Annotated in this window: 17 protein-coding genes and 1 other RNA gene; 5 read left to right on the top strand and 13 right to left on the bottom strand. The window is 52.1% G+C overall.

Annotated elements, in window-relative coordinates; genetic code table 11:
* The first annotated feature begins 102 nt into the window (after positions 1–102).
* The gene (locus tag EKM96_RS05660; protein WP_125640981.1) at positions 103–768 is read left to right on the top strand and encodes a CPBP family intramembrane glutamic endopeptidase; all 666 of its coding nucleotides are present in this window, start codon (positions 103–105) and stop codon (positions 766–768) included.
* A 47-nt stretch (positions 769–815) separates the two neighbouring features.
* On the opposite strand, the gene EKM96_RS05655 is transcribed toward EKM96_RS05660, so the two are convergent.
* The 8 genes from EKM96_RS05655 to EKM96_RS05620 all read right to left on the bottom strand — a co-directional run bounded on the left by EKM96_RS05655 (position 816) and on the right by EKM96_RS05620 (position 6,255).
* Positions 816–1,295, bottom strand: a complete 480-nt coding sequence (locus EKM96_RS05655) for an 8-oxo-dGTP diphosphatase (RefSeq protein ID WP_125640978.1) — start codon at positions 1,293–1,295, stop codon at positions 816–818.
* A gap of 106 nt (positions 1,296–1,401) precedes the next feature.
* Positions 1,402–1,590, bottom strand: a complete 189-nt coding sequence (locus tag EKM96_RS05650; RefSeq protein WP_125640975.1) for a hypothetical protein — start codon at positions 1,588–1,590, stop codon at positions 1,402–1,404.
* A gap of 114 nt (positions 1,591–1,704) precedes the next feature.
* Positions 1,705–3,048: an ammonium transporter gene (locus EKM96_RS05645; RefSeq protein ID WP_125640972.1), complete on the bottom strand. Its 1,344-nt coding sequence runs from the start codon at positions 3,046–3,048 to the stop codon at positions 1,705–1,707.
* A gap of 152 nt (positions 3,049–3,200) precedes the next feature.
* Positions 3,201–3,584: an HIT family protein gene (locus EKM96_RS05640; protein WP_125640969.1), complete on the bottom strand. Its 384-nt coding sequence runs from the start codon at positions 3,582–3,584 to the stop codon at positions 3,201–3,203.
* Positions 3,585–3,586: 2 nt separating this feature from the next.
* Positions 3,587–4,729, bottom strand: a complete 1,143-nt coding sequence (locus EKM96_RS05635; protein ID WP_125640966.1) for a THUMP domain-containing class I SAM-dependent RNA methyltransferase — start codon at positions 4,727–4,729, stop codon at positions 3,587–3,589.
* Positions 4,730–4,877: 148 nt separating this feature from the next.
* An RNA gene (gene rnpB, locus EKM96_RS05630) (RNase P RNA component class B) lies at positions 4,878–5,257 on the bottom strand.
* A gap of 19 nt (positions 5,258–5,276) precedes the next feature.
* Positions 5,277–5,630 (bottom strand): cell division regulator GpsB, encoded by a 354-nt coding sequence (gene gpsB, locus EKM96_RS05625; protein WP_125640963.1) that lies wholly within the window; start codon positions 5,628–5,630, stop codon positions 5,277–5,279.
* 55 nt (positions 5,631–5,685) lie between these two features.
* Entirely contained in the window at positions 5,686–6,255 is a 570-nt protein-coding gene (locus EKM96_RS05620) for a DUF1273 domain-containing protein (RefSeq protein WP_125640961.1), read from the bottom strand.
* A 194-nt stretch (positions 6,256–6,449) separates the two neighbouring features.
* Here EKM96_RS05620 and recU point away from each other — a divergent pair, with 194 nt between their 5' ends.
* Positions 6,450–7,064 carry a Holliday junction resolvase RecU gene (gene recU / locus EKM96_RS05615; protein WP_125640958.1) on the top strand — a complete coding sequence of 205 codons (615 nt, stop codon included), beginning with the start codon at positions 6,450–6,452 and terminating at the stop codon, positions 7,062–7,064.
* A gap of 33 nt (positions 7,065–7,097) precedes the next feature.
* A complete protein-coding gene (locus EKM96_RS05610) occupies positions 7,098–9,377 on the top strand; it encodes a transglycosylase domain-containing protein (RefSeq protein ID WP_125640955.1) in 2,280 nt (759 codons plus the stop codon).
* A 113-nt stretch (positions 9,378–9,490) separates the two neighbouring features.
* On the opposite strand, the gene EKM96_RS05605 is transcribed toward EKM96_RS05610, so the two are convergent.
* The 5 genes from EKM96_RS05605 to EKM96_RS05585 all read right to left on the bottom strand — a co-directional run bounded on the left by EKM96_RS05605 (position 9,491) and on the right by EKM96_RS05585 (position 16,185).
* Positions 9,491–10,189, bottom strand: coding sequence for a DnaD domain-containing protein (locus EKM96_RS05605; protein WP_125640953.1), 699 nt, complete (start codon positions 10,187–10,189; stop codon positions 9,491–9,493).
* A gap of 73 nt (positions 10,190–10,262) precedes the next feature.
* Positions 10,263–11,558 carry an asparagine--tRNA ligase gene (asnS, locus tag EKM96_RS05600; protein ID WP_125640951.1) on the bottom strand — a complete coding sequence of 432 codons (1,296 nt, stop codon included), beginning with the start codon at positions 11,556–11,558 and terminating at the stop codon, positions 10,263–10,265.
* A gap of 31 nt (positions 11,559–11,589) precedes the next feature.
* Positions 11,590–12,771 carry a pyridoxal phosphate-dependent aminotransferase gene (locus tag EKM96_RS05595; protein WP_125640949.1) on the bottom strand — a complete coding sequence of 394 codons (1,182 nt, stop codon included), beginning with the start codon at positions 12,769–12,771 and terminating at the stop codon, positions 11,590–11,592.
* A gap of 21 nt (positions 12,772–12,792) precedes the next feature.
* A complete protein-coding gene (locus EKM96_RS05590; protein WP_125640947.1) occupies positions 12,793–13,296 on the bottom strand; it encodes a cell wall elongation regulator TseB-like domain-containing protein in 504 nt (167 codons plus the stop codon).
* 48 nt (positions 13,297–13,344) lie between these two features.
* Entirely contained in the window at positions 13,345–16,185 is a 2,841-nt protein-coding gene (locus tag EKM96_RS05585) for a helicase C-terminal domain-containing protein (protein WP_125640945.1), read from the bottom strand.
* A gap of 231 nt (positions 16,186–16,416) precedes the next feature.
* On the opposite strand from EKM96_RS05585, the gene mvk reads away from it, so the two are divergent.
* Positions 16,417–17,367 (top strand): mevalonate kinase, encoded by a 951-nt coding sequence (mvk, locus tag EKM96_RS05580; RefSeq protein ID WP_125640943.1) that lies wholly within the window; start codon positions 16,417–16,419, stop codon positions 17,365–17,367.
* A complete protein-coding gene (gene mvaD / locus EKM96_RS05575) occupies positions 17,367–18,350 on the top strand; it encodes a diphosphomevalonate decarboxylase (RefSeq protein WP_125640941.1) in 984 nt (327 codons plus the stop codon). Before mvk ends, mvaD begins: the two co-directional genes overlap by 1 nt.
* The last annotated feature ends 16 nt before the right edge of the window (positions 18,351–18,366 follow it).

Genomic DNA, 18,366 nt, shown 5'->3' with positions numbered 1-18,366 from the left:
ACAACATCAGTCGTATTTGCCACCTCGCGGAAGTTTTTCAGCATTCCCCCACCACGTGACTTATAATGAAAAGTAAACCTGTTAAAAGAAAAGAGTGGCAACATGAAAAATCGTCTTTCCCTGGCGCGACTGGGCATTCAGTTCGCCGGTTTTTGGCTATTATGGCTAATCGTTCAAAGCCTGCTAAACACACCCATTGAGCGTCGTTTGACCGGTTGGCCACAGGAGTTTGCCCTGGATGCCATTAAATTGATCGTTTGGTTGGGAGCTGCCTGGTGGTTCATCCACCGGGCCGGCGACCAGCCACTGGCTACCGGCAGTCGTGAGCAGTGGCGACCTAACTGGCGGTTCGCTGCCGGCTACTTTGTCTGGGGACTCGTCGTGGTCTACCTGGTCGGTCAAGCCTGGCTGGCGCACCATGGCCTGCGCATCAGTCCCACCTTCATCCCTCAGTACTGGGGACGTTACTTCCTGGTTGTTGGGGTTGCCGAGGAGTTCTTGTTTCGGGGCTACTTCTATAACGCCCTGCGAAACCGATTCAGCTTCGGTCTGGCCAATACCATTCAAGCGCTGGCCTTCGCTAGCATGCACATCCCCCGCTACCTCACGACCGTGCCTGCCATGAGTCCCCTAGCCTGGATCACCAATCTCATCACGGTGGCCATGCTTGGGTTACTCTTCGGGTGGCTTTACGAACGCAGCCACTCGCTATGGCCTGGCATCGTCGTCCACATGACTTGGGACATCTTGGTCACCTTATTAGGTTAACGAAAAATGCGAACCGATCCGTCAAGTTGACGATCAGTTCGCATTTTTTAATTATTTGCCTTAAATTGACCGGTGTCGGCGGCCAAATCACCGTTCCATTCGCCGCTCACAACTGCAGGAATCTCCCGGTTGAAGACCCGCAACATTTCAGGTAATCCGGTGGCCGTGTTATCTGGCGTCAGGTCGCTCATTGGTAGCCAATGAATCTCTCCCTCATCACTCGCCTGCAACTGACCGCTAAAATCCTGACCACGGTAGAGCAGACCCAGCTTACGCCGACCAGCGGCCGTGTCGAACCATTCACAGGTGCCACAGAAGCTCACCGCCGTCAGTCGGAGTCCGGTTTCCTCATAGACTTCCCGAATAGCGGCAGCCGCACAGCTTTCACCAACTTCAACGTGCCCTCCGGGAAAACTATGGCCAGCCTTCCAGGGAACGTGACGTTTATCTTCTACTAAGACCCGGTTGGTCGTGGGATCGGTCACCAAGACCATTGTCACCAATTCAACGGGTTGCGTCCGTGCCATCTTGATTCCTCCTCAAATAGTAAAGCTATTGTCATTCTAGCAAGTGACGGCCAGTCCTGTAAAGACCAACAAAAAAGACGGCTCACCGGCCGTCATTATTTTCTGTCTATGCTTCGCGATCGCCGCGGTTATATTTTGCCATCAATGAATCTACGCCGTAGCATACCAATGCCAGCGCTGCAAAAGCCAGTGGGAATAAGGCCCAGAAGACCGACTTCATCAGAACTAACACGAGCCCTAAAAAGATGACGGCTAAAACAACTAAAATACTCAGAACCATTTTGTCGTTTTTCATTTTTGCTCCCCCCAAGCTAATTGATTAAATTGTGGCCCCTAACCACAGTTTCAGAATATCAGGTTCACGCCCATTCAGCAATCATTCTGAACAACCTTAATAAAGTCACTATAATTACCAATCATCCGGATGAGCTGAATCCTTACCCGGATGCCTTAGCCGCTGTAGTTGTCCCTTAAATTCAGGACCGAACCGCGATTGATCGGGCTCCAGTGCCGTCAGGTGTTCGCTCAGTTGCACCGTGTAATCCGCCCGTTCACCATGTTCCCCCTGGTCGAGTCCCAGCCGTTCCTCGGCAGCATCCACCCGCATGGGCGTTAACCGTCGCAGGATGAGAATGATCGCACTACCAACCACCGCAACCAGGATAATCGTCAGTGCCGTGGCCGCCGTTTGGATGCCGAGCAGATGCCAGCCACCGCCATACAGCAGCCCGTTTTCGGTCACTTGCGGATTGACGGCCTTGCTGGCGAAGAACCCGGTCAACAGGCTACCAATAATACCACTCACTCCGTGACAGCCAAAAGCGTCCAACGTATCATCAACGCCTAGTCGAGGTTTGATGAGGTGAACGTAACCGTAACTGGCCAGAGTCGTGAGTACACCAATGAGCAGCGACCCACCCACCGTGACGTAGCCGGCCGCCGGGGTAATACCAACCAGGCCGCACAAGGTTCCCGTGCAAACACCGACTAAGGTCGGCTTGCCGCCGGTGGCTACATCCAGGGTCAGCCAGGTCACCATCGCGGTCGCCGTCGCCATGGTGGTTGTGATAGCGGCTTGCAGGGCCACGGCATTCACGGCCAGCGCACTCCCGGCATTAAAGCCATACCAACCAACCCACAGAATGGCGGTCCCGAGTAAGACCCATGGCAAGTTGTAGTGATGTTCCAGTGAGGTGCTGGGCAGCCGTGGCCCTAACCAAGCCGCGAGGACCAGAGCGGTGACCCCGGCGTTGATATGGACAACAGTGCCGCCGGCAAAATCGAGCACACCGAGCTCCGCCAACCAGCCGTGTGGGCTCCAGACCAAATGGACCATGGGATAGTAAACGCAAATCGACCAAATCAATAAGAACCACAACAGGAACTTGAAACGAATCCGGCCAACCACTGCCCCCACGAACAAGGCCGGGGTAATCACTGCGAACATCATTTGAAACAGGGAGTACGCCCCCTCGGGAATCTCGCCCGTGGTCAGGGTCTCCAGATTGACGCCATTTAACAAGACATGGTTAAAGTTACCGATCACTCCCGCAAAATCGCCGGAGAAGGCCAACGAATAGCCCACTAACACCCAGAGCAAACAGGCGATCCCCGTCATAATGAACACCGAGAGCATCGTGTTCACCACATTCTTTTCAGAAACCAGGCCACCATAGAAAAAGGCCAGCCCCGGGGTCATCAAGAGGACGAGCACACTGGCAAATAAGACAAACGCTGTATTGGTAGAATTCATGACTCAGCCTCTTTTCACCCTTAATGTTAGAAATTCTAACACCATTTCTTTGCAAAGTCACCGACTATTTTCATAATTCTCTCATTTAATAAAAAAAGGCCTCCGAGCGGACCGCGCTGAACGGTCGCCGAGAGCCTTTCCGACGTTAATTTTTAATGACGTAATAACTTCTTGACCGCGTGAGGAATCATCCGGCGAATCCCACCCGTGGGATCGGGAACATCCCCCTCATAGCGGGGAATCAGGTGAACATGCGCGTGCATCACCGTCTGACCAGCCGCCGCATCCACGTTGATGCCAATGTTGAAGCCTGCCGGATGGTACCGTTCGATCAGCAGGTCCCGGGCGTCAAACAGCAGGTGATCCATGGCCACCCGTGTGGCCGCAGGAACCTCAAAGTACGTGGTGTAATGGTCCTTGGGCACCACCAATAGGTGCCCCTTGCGCACCGGATGCAGGTCCCAGAAAGCCTTGGCCAAGTCATTCTCCAAGATAATGTCCGTCTTTTGACAGAAAATGCAATCGGCTTCCTGCATGGCTAGTCTCGCTGACGTGGTTGCCGTTTGGCCCAGAACTGGAAGTAATCCGTCCGTAAGGCCCCGTTGTAAAGCTTCCGCGTCTTGGTCGCCTTCTGACCATAGAAGTGTTCAAATTCCAAGTCAGCGGTCAAAATGTACTTTGACCAATCGGATAACGGCTTGAAGACCTGGCCCATCTGCTTGTAGAGTTCCCGGACGCTGGCCTGGTCACTCAACCGTTCCCCATAAGGGGGATTGGCCACGATGACCCCATGCTTCAGGTCCGTCTTGAAGTCTTGAACCGCCAATTGGCTGAACGTGACATCTTGTGACAAGCCGGCTTCTTGAGCGTTACGCTTGGCAATAGCCACCATATTCTCATCGATATCCGTCCCAAAAATCTGCAGCGGCGTATCGTAATCCGCCTTAGCATCGGCCTCATCACGGATCTGGTCACTTAATTCCTGTGGCACCCAGCTCCAGCTTTCACAGGTGAAACTACGATTAAACCCAGGCGCCAAGTTGCGGCCAATCAGTGCAGCTTCAATGGGGATGGTCCCAGATCCACAGACGGGATCCCAGAAAGGCATGTCCTTGTGCCAGCTAGTCAAGGCAATTAAGGCAGCGGCCATGTTTTCCTTCAACGGCGCGCCCCCTTTACCAACCCGGTAGCCACGCTTGAAGAGGCTCGATCCCGTGGTATCCAGCGTCAGCATGACATGATCCTTATCAATCATGACTTCCAACGGGTAGGTTGCCCCGGTTTCGGGCATCCGGGTCCGTCGATGATAGACGGCAGCTAATTTGGTTGCGACGGCCTTTTTAACAATCGCCTGCGCGTCTGGCACACTATGTAATTGCGACTTCTTAGAACGGCCCTCAACGGGGAATGCGGCGTCCATTGGTAGAAGTTCATCCCAGGCAACGGCCTTGGTGGCTTCGAATAATTCATCAAAAGTGACCGCATCAAATTCGGCCACGATGATGCGAACACGATCAGCTGTCCGTAGCCAAAGGTTGGCCCGTAAAATATCTTCAATTGTCCCATCGAAACGAACCCGGCCGTTTTCGACCTGCGTCTCGTAACCTAGGTCCCGTAATTCTCGGCCGGCAATGGCTTCAATTCCACTGGCAGTCGCTGCGTATAAATGAAATTTTTTCATAACGCCCTCCTGTTTTCTCATTATCTACTGGTACTCGACGGCCAGGCTCACCAACCGATGGCGACCATCGTTTCTTGCCCAATCAAGGCTAATTATAGCTATAAAAAAAGGTGGGAGCAAGCTCCCACCAACCTGACATGGTGCAAATCCCTGTAAGCCATGTTTTGTACCCCGCGACTGTTTCAGGCAAACAATCACGTGGCAGTAATCATCTATCTCGAGAGTTTCCTCTCCCCCCACACTTCGTTCAATTCCATGTGTGAAGCGCCCCTACCAAAAGTTTGGGTTGCCCGCTCGAGGGGTTTACCGCGTTCCACCGCCTAGGTTTCCCTAGACGTATCGTCACTGTGGCACTTTTCAGGGATACTAGGACATAGCCGAAGCCTTAGTCGTTTTTTCCCGCCGTAACGTTGTTCCTAACGTCCCCCGGCTTATTTTTTCACCGAGCACGAACACTACAGGCATCGCAGCCTGTGCGAGCATGGACTTTCCTCAGCCGACATATGCCGACCGCGATTACTCAGGATTTACACCAGTCTATATAATTCTACAAACGATGTGACTCGTTTGGATCATTATCTAATTGTGAACCGAAAACGTGCCGTTCCAAATTGGAAAGCCGCTTCAAGATGTCCATGTTCGTGACACTTGAAGTTGCCTGGCTAGTTGTCGTTGCTGCTGGTTGACTTGCGCCCACGGAAACTTGTTTCGTGAGTTCGTCGACCTTGGCCAACAACCGTTCGTTTTCTTCTTGAAGCCGTTGATTCTCTTTTACAAAAGTATCGTAGTCCTTGATGACGTTGTCCAAGAAACTGTCAACGTCGTCAGGGTCATAACCCCGCATTTTTTGACGGAATTGCTTTTGCAAAATCTCCTTGGGAGTAAAATTAACGTTTTCCATTGATCATTACACCTCGTTATCCTAATCAAACCGGCGATATTAATAATACCAGTTTTTACTCAAATTGGGAACCATTATTTAAATTTTCTTGATATTCGTTGGCACTTTCTTGTAACCAGTCCATATCAATCAGTGTTAGCGGATAAGCATGCTGGTCTTGATACCGGTGAATCACCTGGTAATCATACTTAGGCTTTCCTTCAACCTCTAAATCATAAACCATGACCGCCTCATCCGTGTGGGTCAACATAAATTCTTGATAGTTTCTTAACTGTTGGGGCCCATGATAGGGTTGCTCACTGACGGATTGGTGAAAATCCACCTGGCTGGCAAGTTGCGCATACCGCCCCTTGTTATCCTCGTTCCAGTTGCCCCCGAAGTCGGAAAATGGCGTCATGACCGCAATCTTCAGCTCGGGATAGTCTGGTTTCAGACTCAGACCAACCTCAACCGCCCACTGTTCAACGCCTAATTGGCCGCCGGTAATCAACCAGTCCGTGCCATTTTCTATCTTATTAATCAGTAATTTTTTGAGGGTATCCTTGATCACTAATAACTTCGGGTCTTGGTTACCAAACACCCCGAGCTCATAGCTACGGTAACCCGTTAACCACAATCGACTCACGGCGTCATCTCCTTTTAACAATAACTTAAGTGTAACAAAAAAAGCCGCCCATTCCACCAAAAACGCGTAAAATTAACGTTGTTCAATTTATGAAGGCCGGTTTAGTTGTTTTTATTTCTTCTTGAGGTTGGTATAATGTCAATAACTGGGCCGCAATTTAACGTGTGGTTTTTTCTAAAGGAGTGTGAGCATCCATGACTATCCGGTATCCCAACGGGAATGCCTATCAATCACCAGCCGGTAAAACGGGGCCCCGCTTCCCCAGTACCTATACGAACTATGGCAAACGGGGCATGTCATTAGAGGAAGCATTGAACGAAAGTAATACCTATTACGAGTCACGGGGAAAAGCGGTTGTTCATAAGAAGCCAACGCCCATTCAAATTGTCAAGGTTGACTACCCTAAGCGAAGTGCGGCTGTCATTAAGGAGGCCTACTTCAGTACCGCCTCCACCACGGACTACAATGGCGTGTACCGCGGTCACTACTTGGACTTCGATGCCAAGGAAACCCGCAACCAAGGGTCGTTTCCCCTCAAGAATTTCCATGAACACCAGATTGACCATATGCGAGCCTGCGTCGCTCAAGGTGGGATTTGTTTTGCTATTATTAAATTCGTTGCCCACGAAGAGACCTACTTGTATCCGGCCAAATACTTATTTCAGTTCTGGGATGCCCAGGCGACGGGCGGACGTAAGTCTGTTCCGTACACCGAGATTCAAACCAACGGGATTTTAATTCCCGCTGCGCTTCAGATTCCAGTTCCTTATCTTAATGCCGTGGATGAGTTGATTGAAACACTTTCGTAAGTTCCATCCCGGTTAAACATAAAGGAGATTACCATGTCTAGTAACAATACCACTCGTGAAACTCGGATGAGTCGCAACGCCGAGCGAACTCCGGGTCCCAAAAAGCCGCGTCGAAACGGCTGGCGCTTGTTCCGGCGCATTCTGTTTATCATTGTCGCCGTCGGTGTGCTCCTCCTACTGGCCGGCGCTGGGTTGTTCTTCTACTATGCTCAGAGCGCGCCTAAGGTCACGCAAGGCGCCCTGTCTAGTGACACGTCGACCCGGGTCTACGATGCCAAGGGCAACATTATTTCACGGCTGGGGGCCCAGAACCGTAGCTATGTGAAGTCCGACGACATCCCGGCTACCTTGAAGAAAGCCGTCGTTTCTACCGAAGACCGGCGTTTCTACAAGAACGACGGGGTTGACCCCATCCGGATTCTTGGGGCAGCCTTCGCCAACGTCAGTGGATCCTCATTGGGGATGCAAGGTGGGAGTACCTTAACCCAACAATTGGTTAAGCTCTCCGTCTTCTCCACTGCGGCCTCCGACCGAACCCTGAAGCGGAAGGCCCAGGAAGCCTGGTTAGCCTTAAAGGTTGACCATGAATACTCGAAGGACCAGATCCTGGAATACTATGTGAACAAGGTCTACATGGGTAACGGGGTCTATGGGATGGAAACGGCCGCCGAGTACTATTACGGGACTAGCCTTAAGAAGTTAGGATTACCCCAATTGGCGTTACTGGCCGGGATGCCACAATCGCCAACGAACTACGACCCAACGTCCTATCCTCAATATGCTAAGAAACGGCGGGACCTGGTCCTGTCCGCAATGGCTAAGAATAATGTCATCACCAGTGCGCAAGCCAGTCAGGCCCAGGCAACCAGCATCACAGCTGGCCTGGCTAAGACCCACAAGACTTCCGGCACCAGCGCCAAGACCACCAAGGTCATTGACGCCTACCTCAAGCAGGTCTACGCCGAATTGAAATCTAAGGGCTATAACACCACGACCGGTGGCCTTAAGGTTCACACAAACCTGGATCTCGATGCTCAAAAGAAACTCTATGACATCGCTAATGGTAGCAGCTACATCACCTATCCTTCCAGCAAATTCCAGGTTGGATCAACCATCGTGGAACCCAATTCCGGGAAGGTCGTCGCCATGCTGGGTGGTCGTAAGACCGGTAAGGTCACCTTCGGCCTGAACCGGGCCGTTCAAACCGACCGGTCAAGCGCATCAACGGCTAAGCCATTGATGGATTACGGTCCAGCAATTGAATATCTTAACTATCCAACCTACGAACCGGTCAAGGATAGTGCCTTCACCTACCCCGGGACCGACAAGAACCTCTACGACTGGGACCGGCAGTACCAAGGAACCATTACCATGCGTAAGGCCCTTTACGAATCACGGAACATTCCGGCGGTTCGGACGTTACAAAACGTGGGGATCAGCAAGGCAACCGACTTCTTGAAAGGCCTCGGCATGAGTTTCGACAAGACCCTGACCCTGCAAAATGGGATTGGGTTGTACATCTCAACGGAACAAGAGGCCGCAGCCTATGCCGCCTTCGCCAACGGTGGGACGTACTACAAGCCTTACCTGGTCTCACGCGTCGTCACGCAAGATGGCAAGTCGCATAACTATGCCTCTACCGGGAAGAAAGCCATGTCCGCCGCAACGGCCTTCATGATTACCGACATGATGAAGGATGTTATTACCAACGACAATGGTTCCGGGACAGCCGCCGAGATTTCTGGCCTCTATCAGGCTGGGAAGACCGGGACGGACTCCTACCCCGATGACTATGCCGATCAGGTGCCGGATGGCGCGACGATGGATTCCTGGTTCTCGGGTTACACCAAGAACTACTCCGTCTCCGTATGGACCGGTTATGATAAGCAGTTCCAGGCTGGTCACTACGTCAGCGAGTCGGAAACCAAGATTGCCCAACAAATTTACAAATACGAAATGAGTTACCTCTCGACGAAGGTTACCAATTCCGATTGGACGGCACCAAGTACCGTCACCGAAACCACGCAAAACAATCAAAAGGAATACTACGTTACCGGTCATCCTGGTACCGTTGGCGACACCACGGCCACGAGTCAGTATGGGTCAACCAACACCACCAACTCATCGGCTTACAGTAGCAACAACCAAGTGACAACCAATAGCAGTTCGTCACATGCCTCAACGACCGAGTCCAGTAGTAGTAAAGAGTCCGCTAGCACGGAACAGAAGCCTAGCGGTGGTACTGGTAACGACACCAATACCAACTCTACGGATACGTCCAATGCGACAACTAACAAGAACGATAACAGTTAGGCTTGGTTAACTCAAAGGCGCCGCAATTCATTAACGAATTGCGGCGCTTTTTTAGTTTCCGGACGTAAAAAAAAGCAGGACCGGTCTGATTACCGGTCCTGCCTCATTAAGATTTAGTGGTCAGTCAATTTAAAGATTGGGACATCCGGAATGGCCGAGTCAGCTGCCGAATCCGGGGCCTTCGAACGACGTGGTTCCTGGCGCTCGCGTTCACGTTGGACCTGAGCCGCCGTGGTCAGATGCTTCTTCTCCCAGCTTAGCAGAATCCGGTCCATGTATTTCAGGCTGTACGCTTGACTGAGGACGGCCTCCTTCAAGGCCAACTGAATCAATTCGGGCTGATAATGGTCTTCGTCCAGCCATTGATTAATACTTTCCATTTCTAGTGGCGACAATGGGCGGCCAAATTCCGTCTCAATTTGATTAAACACGGTTGCCCGATTGGTTGTAGCCGCCTTCTGAACGGTCTGACGCGTCTCCTGAGCCGCCAGATGGCTCAGCTTGTCCGTCAGCAGGCTAAAGTCATAACTGTCCTGCTTCTGCCCCTGAGCATTGGTAATCGTCGTGATACTCATCAGCTTACCCGAAATCAATTCGTGCAGCACCTGATAGACCCGCGGCTTATCCCAGCCCAGTCGTTGTGCCAGAATTTCGGCATCGGGAAGTTCATCCCCCCGGTCAATCTGGCGCCGAACCTGCAGATAAATCAGAAACTGGTCATTACTTAGGCCAATCTCCCGATAGTGGTCGATGAGATAATTGGCGATGCTGGTCTGACCAGCGGCAATATAACGACGGGTAAAATCATCCATGAGCTAAACCTCCTCTGACTAATAAACGACCGCTCCCACAAAAAGTGAGGCGGCCGTTTGACATTTCAAATGATTAAGGGTAAATCCGGTTAAGCAAACGTGGGAATGGAATGGCCTCACGAACATGTTCTTCACCGGTAATCCAGGTCAAGAACCGTTCGAGTCCCATCCCGAAGCCGGAGTGAGGCACGGAACCATACTTCCGTAAGTCAAGGTACCAGCTGTATTCGTCTGGGTCCAGACCAGCCTTCTTAACTTGTTCCAATAAGAGGTCGTAATCGACTTCACGTTCGGAGCCCCCAATAATTTCCCCGTAGCCTTCTGGGGCTAACAGGTCGGCACAGATGTAAACATCCTCCCGAGTTGGGTGTGGCTTCATGTAGAATGGCTTGATAGCCTTAGGGTAGTTCAGGACAAAGACTGGCTTGTCGAAGTGATCCGCCAGGAAAGTTTCTTCTGGTGAACCGAAGTCGACACCCCATTCCAAGTCGAAGCCGTTTTGCTTCAACAGGTCGATGGCTTCATCGTAACTGATCCGTGGGTAAGGTAATTGGGTGTACTTCTTCAAGACATCCACATCCCGGCCCAAGGTCTTCAAGTCAGCGGCACAGTGGTCGATGACGTTTTGAACCAAGAAGGCCACGTATTGTTCTTGAACTTCCAGGCTTTCTTCTTGGTGCATGAAGGCCATTTCGGGTTCAATCATCCAGAATTCGATCAAGTGACGACGCGTCTTAGACTTTTCTGCCCGGAATGTTGGCCCAAAGGTAAAGACCTTGTTGAAGGCCATGGCGCCGGCTTCAGCATACAATTGGCCAGATTGTGACAGGTAAGCGTCACGGTCAAAGTATTCCGTGTGGAACAGGTCGGTCGTGCCTTCGGGGGCACTCCCGGTTAAGATTGGTGAATCAATCTTGGTGAAGCCTTCCTTGTTGTAGAATTCGTAGGTTGCCCGAATGACTTCGTTACGGATCCGCATCAAGGCATGCGGCTTGGATGAACGGAGCCACAAGTGACGGTGGTCCATCAAGAAGTCCACCCCATGTTCCTTAGGCGTAATTGGGTAGTCTTCACTTTCCCCAATCACTTCAATCCCTTCAACTTCGATTTCATAGCCAAAGTGGGACCGGTCATCTTGATGAATAATCCCGGTGATCCACATACTGGTTTCCTGGCGGAGTTCCTTGGCTAATTCAAAAGTCTCTTCGTCTACAGCTTTCTTAAGCACAACGCCTTGGAAGAAGGCGGTCCCGTCACGTAACTGTAGGAAGGCAATCTTACCGCTTGAACGCTTATTGGTTAGCCAAACACCAATCTTTACTTTTTCGTCAACGTGTTTGCTAGCATCAATAATATTGATCTGTTCCAAGTCAATTCCTCCATCTCTTAACAATTTTTAGTTAATCTTGCATAAATGTGTTAATTCGCTGCATGGCCTGTTTTAAGGTAGCCAGATCCGTGGCGTAGCTTAAACGGATGTGGTTAGCCAGACCAAAGGCTTCTCCCGCCACAACGGCCACATGGGCCTCGTTAAGGAGTAAGTCAGCGAACTCTGCCGACGTTGCACAATGTTTCTGTGCCATCGCCTGCGTCACCTCAGGGAAGAGATAAAACGCCCCCTGTGGCTTTAATGGCAACTCAAAACCTGGAATGGCCATTAATAAAGGATAGATGGTGTCCAGTCGGTCCTTAAAGGCTGCACGCATGGTGGTTACCGCCGATTGGTCGCCCGTTAAGGCACCCAAAGCAGCCGCCTGACTGACGGCCGCGGTGTTCCCGGTCATATGCGACAGCACCTTATTGACGGCGCCAACCACCGCCGGTTGGCCAATTAAGAAGCCGATCCGCCAGCCCGTCATGGCATAGGTTTTAGAAACCCCATTGATCACCACGACATTAGCCGTGATGGCCGGGTCAATCCCAAGCATTGACGGCGCAGGCGTATTTCCATCATACAATAATTCGCCATAGATTTCATCAGCAATTACTAATAAGTCGTGGTCAACCGCCCAGGCACCGATAGCCTTCAACTCGGCCTGCGTGTAAACAACCCCACTAGGATTCTGGGGCGAGTTCAACACGACAGCCTTCGTCGATGGCGTTAAGGCCGTCGCCAATTGGTCTGGCGTCACCTTGAATGAGCTCGTTGGGGCAATTTCAATGGGACGGCCGCCAGCCAAGCGAACCTGTTCGCCGTAGCTCACCCAGTAAGGTGCCGGGATGAGGACGTCATCGCCCGGATCAAGAATGGCTTGGAATAGCGCATATAACGCCATCTTAGCCCCCGTTGTCACGACAACTTGGTCGGCGGTAAAGGTCGTTTCACCCTGTGGCATCACAATGTGATCGATCACCGCTTGACGTAACGGGGTGATCCCTGGCGTGGCGGTATACCCGTCAACCTGGTCGGCTCGGATGGCCGCTACCGTGGCATCCTTAATATTTGTGGGTGTCGGAAAATCCGGTTGCCCAATACAAAGATTAATCACATCAACCCCTGTGGCTTGTAATGCATCGGCCTTTTGGGCCGTCGCAAAGGTCGCCGAGGGTTGAACTGCCTGTGCTCGTTTTGAAATTTGCATAGTCGACCTCCTCAATGTGTGCTAGATATTAGAGATTTGCTGTAAAACCTTTCCGTTACTGTACTGATAGGTAATGTAACAAAGTTTGCCACTCTTATTCAAGTAGCTAACCTGCCAAGCCGGTTTACCATTGAAGATGCTTAAGGCCGCCCCTAAGACTTTCTTGGGGTTCCGTTGCCAAACCTTCTCGAGCACCGCGTTGCGGGTAATACCAGCACTTTGCTGAACCACCGTCACGTCCTTACCCGACTTTGGTACGATGGCATAGACACTTTGTTTGGCTTTATTTTGACCAGAAACAGTGTAGTAAGTTGATCCCAGATTCGTCCAGTAAAACTTATCCGTTGAGGTTAAGTGACCGGACTTCTGAGCAACGGTTTCCGCCTTGTCCTGTTGTTGACTCAGCGGCTTAGTTGCTTTATGAATAATGATTGCGCCGCTCAACAAGAGCACCAGGATGACCACTAGGATTCCTAGTAGAACCCAATGGTGTGGCCGTTGGCGCCGTTGATATTGTTGTCTCATCAATTTTCCATCGTACTCCCTTTTCAAATTTAATCTCTTTAAATTATATCAGACTTCAGGAGGCGTCTGCGGCTTGTTCGGCTTTTTTTCAAAAAATTTAACTAAGCTCGTCGCAATCTCGTCAATGCTTCCCGTCTGTTTGGAAAGGTCACTAGGTAAGGCTCGTAAGATACTCTGCCCATACCGTTGTTCAACCACCCGTTGATCAAGAATCACGATCGCCCCACGGTCGGTCGGTGTCCGGATTAAGCGGCCCACCCCTTGACGTAGCTTTAAGGTAGCCGCTGGCAAGGCGGCATTGTAAAACGGATTCTTTCCGGCCGCCGTTAAACGCTCGTAATTAGCCTTAACAAAGACACGGTCAGGTGAATCGAACGGCAATCGGGTCACAATCAGGAGTTCCAGTTGTTCGGCGGGCAAATCAATCCCTTCCCAGAAACTAGCTGCGCCTAACAAGATGGCGCCATGACTGGTTGCAAAACGTTTGGCAATCCGTTCACGGCTCCCACTAATACCCTGCGCAAAGATTTCTCGCTTGGCAAATTCTGCCCGGCCAACTAACCGTTGATAGACCCGTTCGATCACCGACAATGAATTAAAGAGGACCAGCGTCTGCTTGTCGACCGCACCCGCGATCTTCGTGATCGCCGTCACTAAATAATCCACGTAGTCATCCGGCGCCACCCGGCTCAGATTAGGCCCACTGTCCGCAATCAGCAATTCGGCTTGGTTGGCGTAATCAAAGCTCGACCGCATCCGGTGCGTCACCGTCTCCTCTCGATCCAGGTCGAATTGGTCCAGCACATACTGTGACCGTCCGGATGAGAAGAGGGTTGCCCCGGTCAAGAGGACCGGTTGGAACCCCGCGTATAGGTGCTGGCGCATGAAGCCTTCCGTGGCGAGTAGACCACTGGCCAGTTGCAGGCTATTGCGATCGCCAATGTGATTAATGGTCAGCCAGAATAGACTGGCCGGCTTGTGATCCTTGACCTGTTCCAAAATGGTCAGGAGCCGAACCATTTGGTCGTCAAATTGATGAATCTGCGTATCAACCTGTTCAAATAGGTAGCGTTCGTTAGCCGAGAAGCGATCCTGCTGCTGATCGAACCGTTGTCGTAGGCTACCCAAGGCGGCCAAAAGGTTATCGGTTGCCGTTTGAATGTCGGCAATCGATTGCCCTTGGCTCAGCTGTTGCCGCAGGTCTGCCACGGGAATCAGTTCCTCAATGATTTGGTTATGATTGCCCAGACGCTTATTCGCCAAGAAGCGAATGAACAGTTGGCCCACTAACTGACTCAGTTGATGTTCCAATGTTTGACTGACGGCCAGCATTTCCCGCAGACTGAGCGTGGCCTCGCCATCCTCGGCGAACAGGGACAGGAGATTTGGCCCAATCTCACGGCTAACGTCGCGTTGAACGTGATGAAGCGCATTGATTAACTGAGAAAACTTAACCTGCGTCCGGCGTTGCCGTAACGTATTATCGGCGAGATGCTGGGCCTCATCGATAACCAAGTATGGCCGATGAAGGCGTTCCCCCAAGTCCAGGGCATGCTCGCTAAGATAGGCATGGTTCACAATCACAATTTGTGCTTGGGCCATCTGTTGATCACGCCGCCGCAAGAAATCATCGTCAAAGAATGGATTGTCTTCGGTGACCGTTCCCTCATGAATCACTTCTTGGAAGTAAGGGGCGCGATAGGTGGCTAGGTGCAGCTCATCGAGATCACCCGACGTGGTCATGGTGAGCCAGACCAGTAAGCGAAGCTTCAAGAGCTGCGTTTGTTTAGAGGTTTCCGTTAATTTTAAAGTGGTCGCGAACCGTTGTAGATCCAAGTAATGCCGACTCCCTTTAATCAGGACCGCATTAATGGTGAAGGGCACGATCTGCTTAAGTAATGGGACCGATTGATCCAACAATTGTTCTTGCAACAGTGTGGTGGCCGTGCTGATGACGACCGGCCGGCCCTTCTGCCCCAGATACGCCATTGGCAGTAGGTAGCCGAGACTCTTCCCGATTCCCGTGGGGGCCTCCACGATCATCTGCTTAACCGGGTGTTGATCGGCAGCGGCATAATTCTTGTAGATATAATTCATCATCTTGGCCTGTTCGGGCCGCCACTCCAAGTTGTCCGGCATTAGTCGTTGTTTCTGTTTCTTAGTCTTCGGATATTTCTGTGGTTCGGCCAAAGTTGCTGGCTCCTGGGCCGCCGGTTTGCGCAACGCCAGACCGTTCTTAATATAGAGGTAATCCGGTAGCTTACGCGGCTTGGCCTCATTCAAGCGTTGGGCCACGCCAAAAAGATCCGCCGTTTGGCGAGGCAATTCGGCGTGCATGGCGATCATGCGTTCAAGCGTCACCATCGGCAGCGCTCGTAACCGCCGGAATAAGAAAATAAAGAGTTCCGCGGTCGCACTGGCATCGCTATCCGCCGAATGAGGATTGTCGTGTTCAATGTTGAAGAGCCCACTCAGGTCCCGTAGACGGAAGCTCGTGGCCGTTGGCAAGAGAATCTGGCTCATCGACACAGTGTCCACCGCCGCAATCTCTAATTCCGGGTAGCCTACCCGTGAGAACTCGGCATTAATAAAGGGCAAGTCAAAATTGACGTTGTGGGCCACGAAGACCGTATTGGTCAACAGGCTATACAACGTCCCCGCGACATCGTCGAAGAGCGGCGCGTGACGAACGCGTTGGTTCGTAATCCCTGTTAGCCGTGAGATCGCCGAGGGGATCTCACGTAGCGGATTCACGTCCGTTTCAAAATGATTAATGATTTGGTTGTGCTGGACGAAGACGCACCCGACTTGGATAATGCGGTCGCCATCTGTCACACTGGTTCCAGTGGTCTCAATATCCACCACTGCATAAACCGTGTCTTTATCCATAATATATTCACCAATTTCTGCACAATTTGCGATTATAACTGGCACTATGATACACCACTTAGAAAGCCAGCGCCACGTTCAACCCACGCCGATAGGCCGGCTTTAACAAAACTTTCTATAGAAAGAGTTAACTTTTACCCCGTTTCCCGGGATTTTGACTGGCAAAACTAGCACAACTGTATTCAGTAGAGTATGATATTCTGGTAGATAAATTCAGAAGAAAGCGAGCGGATGGCGTTGAAACGTACGGTAACGGGCACGAGTAATGCCAAAATTATTTTGATCGGTGACCATAGCGTGGTGTACCACCAACCCGCGATTGCCCTTCCCTTACCCTCCGTCACGACACGGGTTAACCTGACGAGTACTAAAGTCGGACAACAGCTAAACAGCCGGTACTTCGACGGTCCGTTGACCGAGATGGGACAAAATCTCTCCGGCACGGCCAAACTGATCCAAACGCTGTTAAATCGCTTTGACGCCACCGAGGTTCCCTTTGAGATGACCATCGCCAGCGACCTCCCTGCCGAGCGAGGCATGGGGTCATCGGCGGCGGTTGCTGTCGCGGTAACCCGGGCCATGTATCAATTCTTTGACCGGCCGTTGAACCGTGAGCTCCTGCTCGCCACGGCCGCCATCGCGGAAAAAATCACGCACGGCCACCCAAGCGGCATCGATGCCGCAACGGTGAGCTCACACGCCCCCATTTGGTTTATTCCTGGCCACGAAAGCCTCCAGATTCCCTTCAACCTTCCGGGATACCTGGTCATTGCAGACAGTGGTGTCAAGGGCCAAACCGGCAAAGCGGTTGCTGCCGTTGCCCGGCGAAAGACCACCATGCCCCAGACAACCAATGAACAGATTGAAACGCTCGGCCACTTAACGACCGAAACCCGGGCGACCTTAGCCAGTGCCGACCTCGACCGATTAGGAACCATCCTGACGGCCGCCCAGCATGAATTAAAGGGCCTCGGCGTGAGTTCACCGGAACTGGACAAACTGACGCATGTCGCTTGTGCCAACGGTGCCCTAGGCGCTAAATTAACTGGTGGTGGCATGGGTGGCTGCCTTATCTCCCTGTGTGCCGACTGGGAAACCACTCAGCGCGTCCAGCAGGCCCTAACGGATGCCGGCGCCACGCAAACCTGGATTGAAGCCTTTGAAACCGAGGAGGAACACTGATGACCCCAGCTGCCACCGCACGTGCGCACACCAATATTGCCCTAGTTAAATATTGGGGCAAGGCCGACACGACGCAGATGCTACCGCAAACCAGTAGTTTGTCGTTGACCCTCGACCAATTCTATACCGACACCACCGTTCAGTTCGACTCGGCATTAACGGCCGACGAGGTAACGCTGAATGATGACCGCCTATCGCCCCAGGCTAGTGGTAAGGTTCAGCGTTTCTTGGACCTGGTTCGTCCAGACGGTCAGTTTGCCCGCGTTCAGTCCACAAACCACGTACCAACGGCTGCCGGACTTGCTTCTTCGGCATCGGCCTTTGCCGCCCTTGCCGGCGCCGCTAGTCGTGCGGCCGGCCTGGACCTGACGCGGACCGAGCTTTCACGTTTGGCCCGCCACGGCTCCGGGTCGGCGACCCGCTCCATCTTTGGGGGATTCGCCGAATGGACGGCCGGGACTGACGATCAATCCTCAGTCGCCCACCCAATCGACGAAACGGTCGATTGGCCCATCGCCGTCGTGGCCTTGGTCTTAAATGCCCACCAGAAAAAGGTTAGTTCGCGTCAGGGCATGCAAAGCAGCGTGGACACTTCGCCCTTTTACCCCGCTTGGAAAGACGTTGTCGCTCACGACCTGGCCGCCATACGGCCGGCCATCGCGACACATGACTTCCAGCAAATGGGGGAAATCTTGGAGAGCAATGCCATGCGCATGCATGCCCTGACCTTGAGCGCTAACCCACCCTTCACCTATTTCAACGGTGACAGTCTGGTGGCCATGCAGGCGGTGCAAGACCTCCGTGACGCCGGGACAGCCTGCTATTACACCTTAGATGCGGGCCCCAACGTCAAGCTTTTCTGTCAAACCAAAGATTTACCTAAAATCACACAAACCATGGCCGATTTATTCGGCAGTGAACATGTCATCGTGGCTCATCCCGGACCCGGGATTCAATTCTTGAGCTCACCTGCTAAATTTTAATTGTACGAGAAGGGAC

It is taken from the genome of Levilactobacillus tangyuanensis (genome assembly GCF_003946545.1).
In the GTDB taxonomy this organism is placed as follows: Bacteria; Bacillota; Bacilli; order Lactobacillales; family Lactobacillaceae; genus Levilactobacillus; species Levilactobacillus tangyuanensis.
The sequence above is the reverse complement of the archived record's forward strand: the minus strand, read 5'-3'. Positions and strand labels throughout refer to the sequence as shown.

Excerpts from the sequence above, each read along its gene's own strand:
- gpsB (WP_125640963.1), bottom strand. The coding sequence starts at position 5,630 with ATGGAAAACGTTAATTTTACTCCCAAGGAGATTTTGCAAAAGCAATTC.
- mvaD (WP_125640941.1), top strand. The coding sequence starts at position 17,367 with ATGACCCCAGCTGCCACCGCACGTGCGCACACCAATATTGCCCTAGTT.
- EKM96_RS05645 (WP_125640972.1), bottom strand. The coding sequence starts at position 3,048 with ATGAATTCTACCAATACAGCGTTTGTCTTATTTGCCAGTGTGCTCGTC.
- EKM96_RS05610 (WP_125640955.1), top strand. The coding sequence starts at position 7,098 with ATGTCTAGTAACAATACCACTCGTGAAACTCGGATGAGTCGCAACGCC.
- EKM96_RS05585 (WP_125640945.1), bottom strand. The coding sequence starts at position 16,185 with ATGGATAAAGACACGGTTTATGCAGTGGTGGATATTGAGACCACTGGA.
- EKM96_RS05605 (WP_125640953.1), bottom strand. The coding sequence starts at position 10,189 with ATGGATGATTTTACCCGTCGTTATATTGCCGCTGGTCAGACCAGCATC.
- EKM96_RS05655 (WP_125640978.1), bottom strand. The coding sequence starts at position 1,295 with ATGGCACGGACGCAACCCGTTGAATTGGTGACAATGGTCTTGGTGACC.
- recU (WP_125640958.1), top strand. The coding sequence starts at position 6,450 with ATGACTATCCGGTATCCCAACGGGAATGCCTATCAATCACCAGCCGGT.
- EKM96_RS05640 (WP_125640969.1), bottom strand. The coding sequence starts at position 3,584 with ATGCAGGAAGCCGATTGCATTTTCTGTCAAAAGACGGACATTATCTTG.
- mvk (WP_125640943.1), top strand. The coding sequence starts at position 16,417 with ATGGCGTTGAAACGTACGGTAACGGGCACGAGTAATGCCAAAATTATT.
- EKM96_RS05635 (WP_125640966.1), bottom strand. The coding sequence starts at position 4,729 with ATGAAAAAATTTCATTTATACGCAGCGACTGCCAGTGGAATTGAAGCC.
- EKM96_RS05650 (WP_125640975.1), bottom strand. The coding sequence starts at position 1,590 with ATGAAAAACGACAAAATGGTTCTGAGTATTTTAGTTGTTTTAGCCGTC.
- EKM96_RS05660 (WP_125640981.1), top strand. The coding sequence starts at position 103 with ATGAAAAATCGTCTTTCCCTGGCGCGACTGGGCATTCAGTTCGCCGGT.
- EKM96_RS05595 (WP_125640949.1), bottom strand. The coding sequence starts at position 12,771 with ATGCAAATTTCAAAACGAGCACAGGCAGTTCAACCCTCGGCGACCTTT.
- EKM96_RS05590 (WP_125640947.1), bottom strand. The coding sequence starts at position 13,296 with ATGAGACAACAATATCAACGGCGCCAACGGCCACACCATTGGGTTCTA.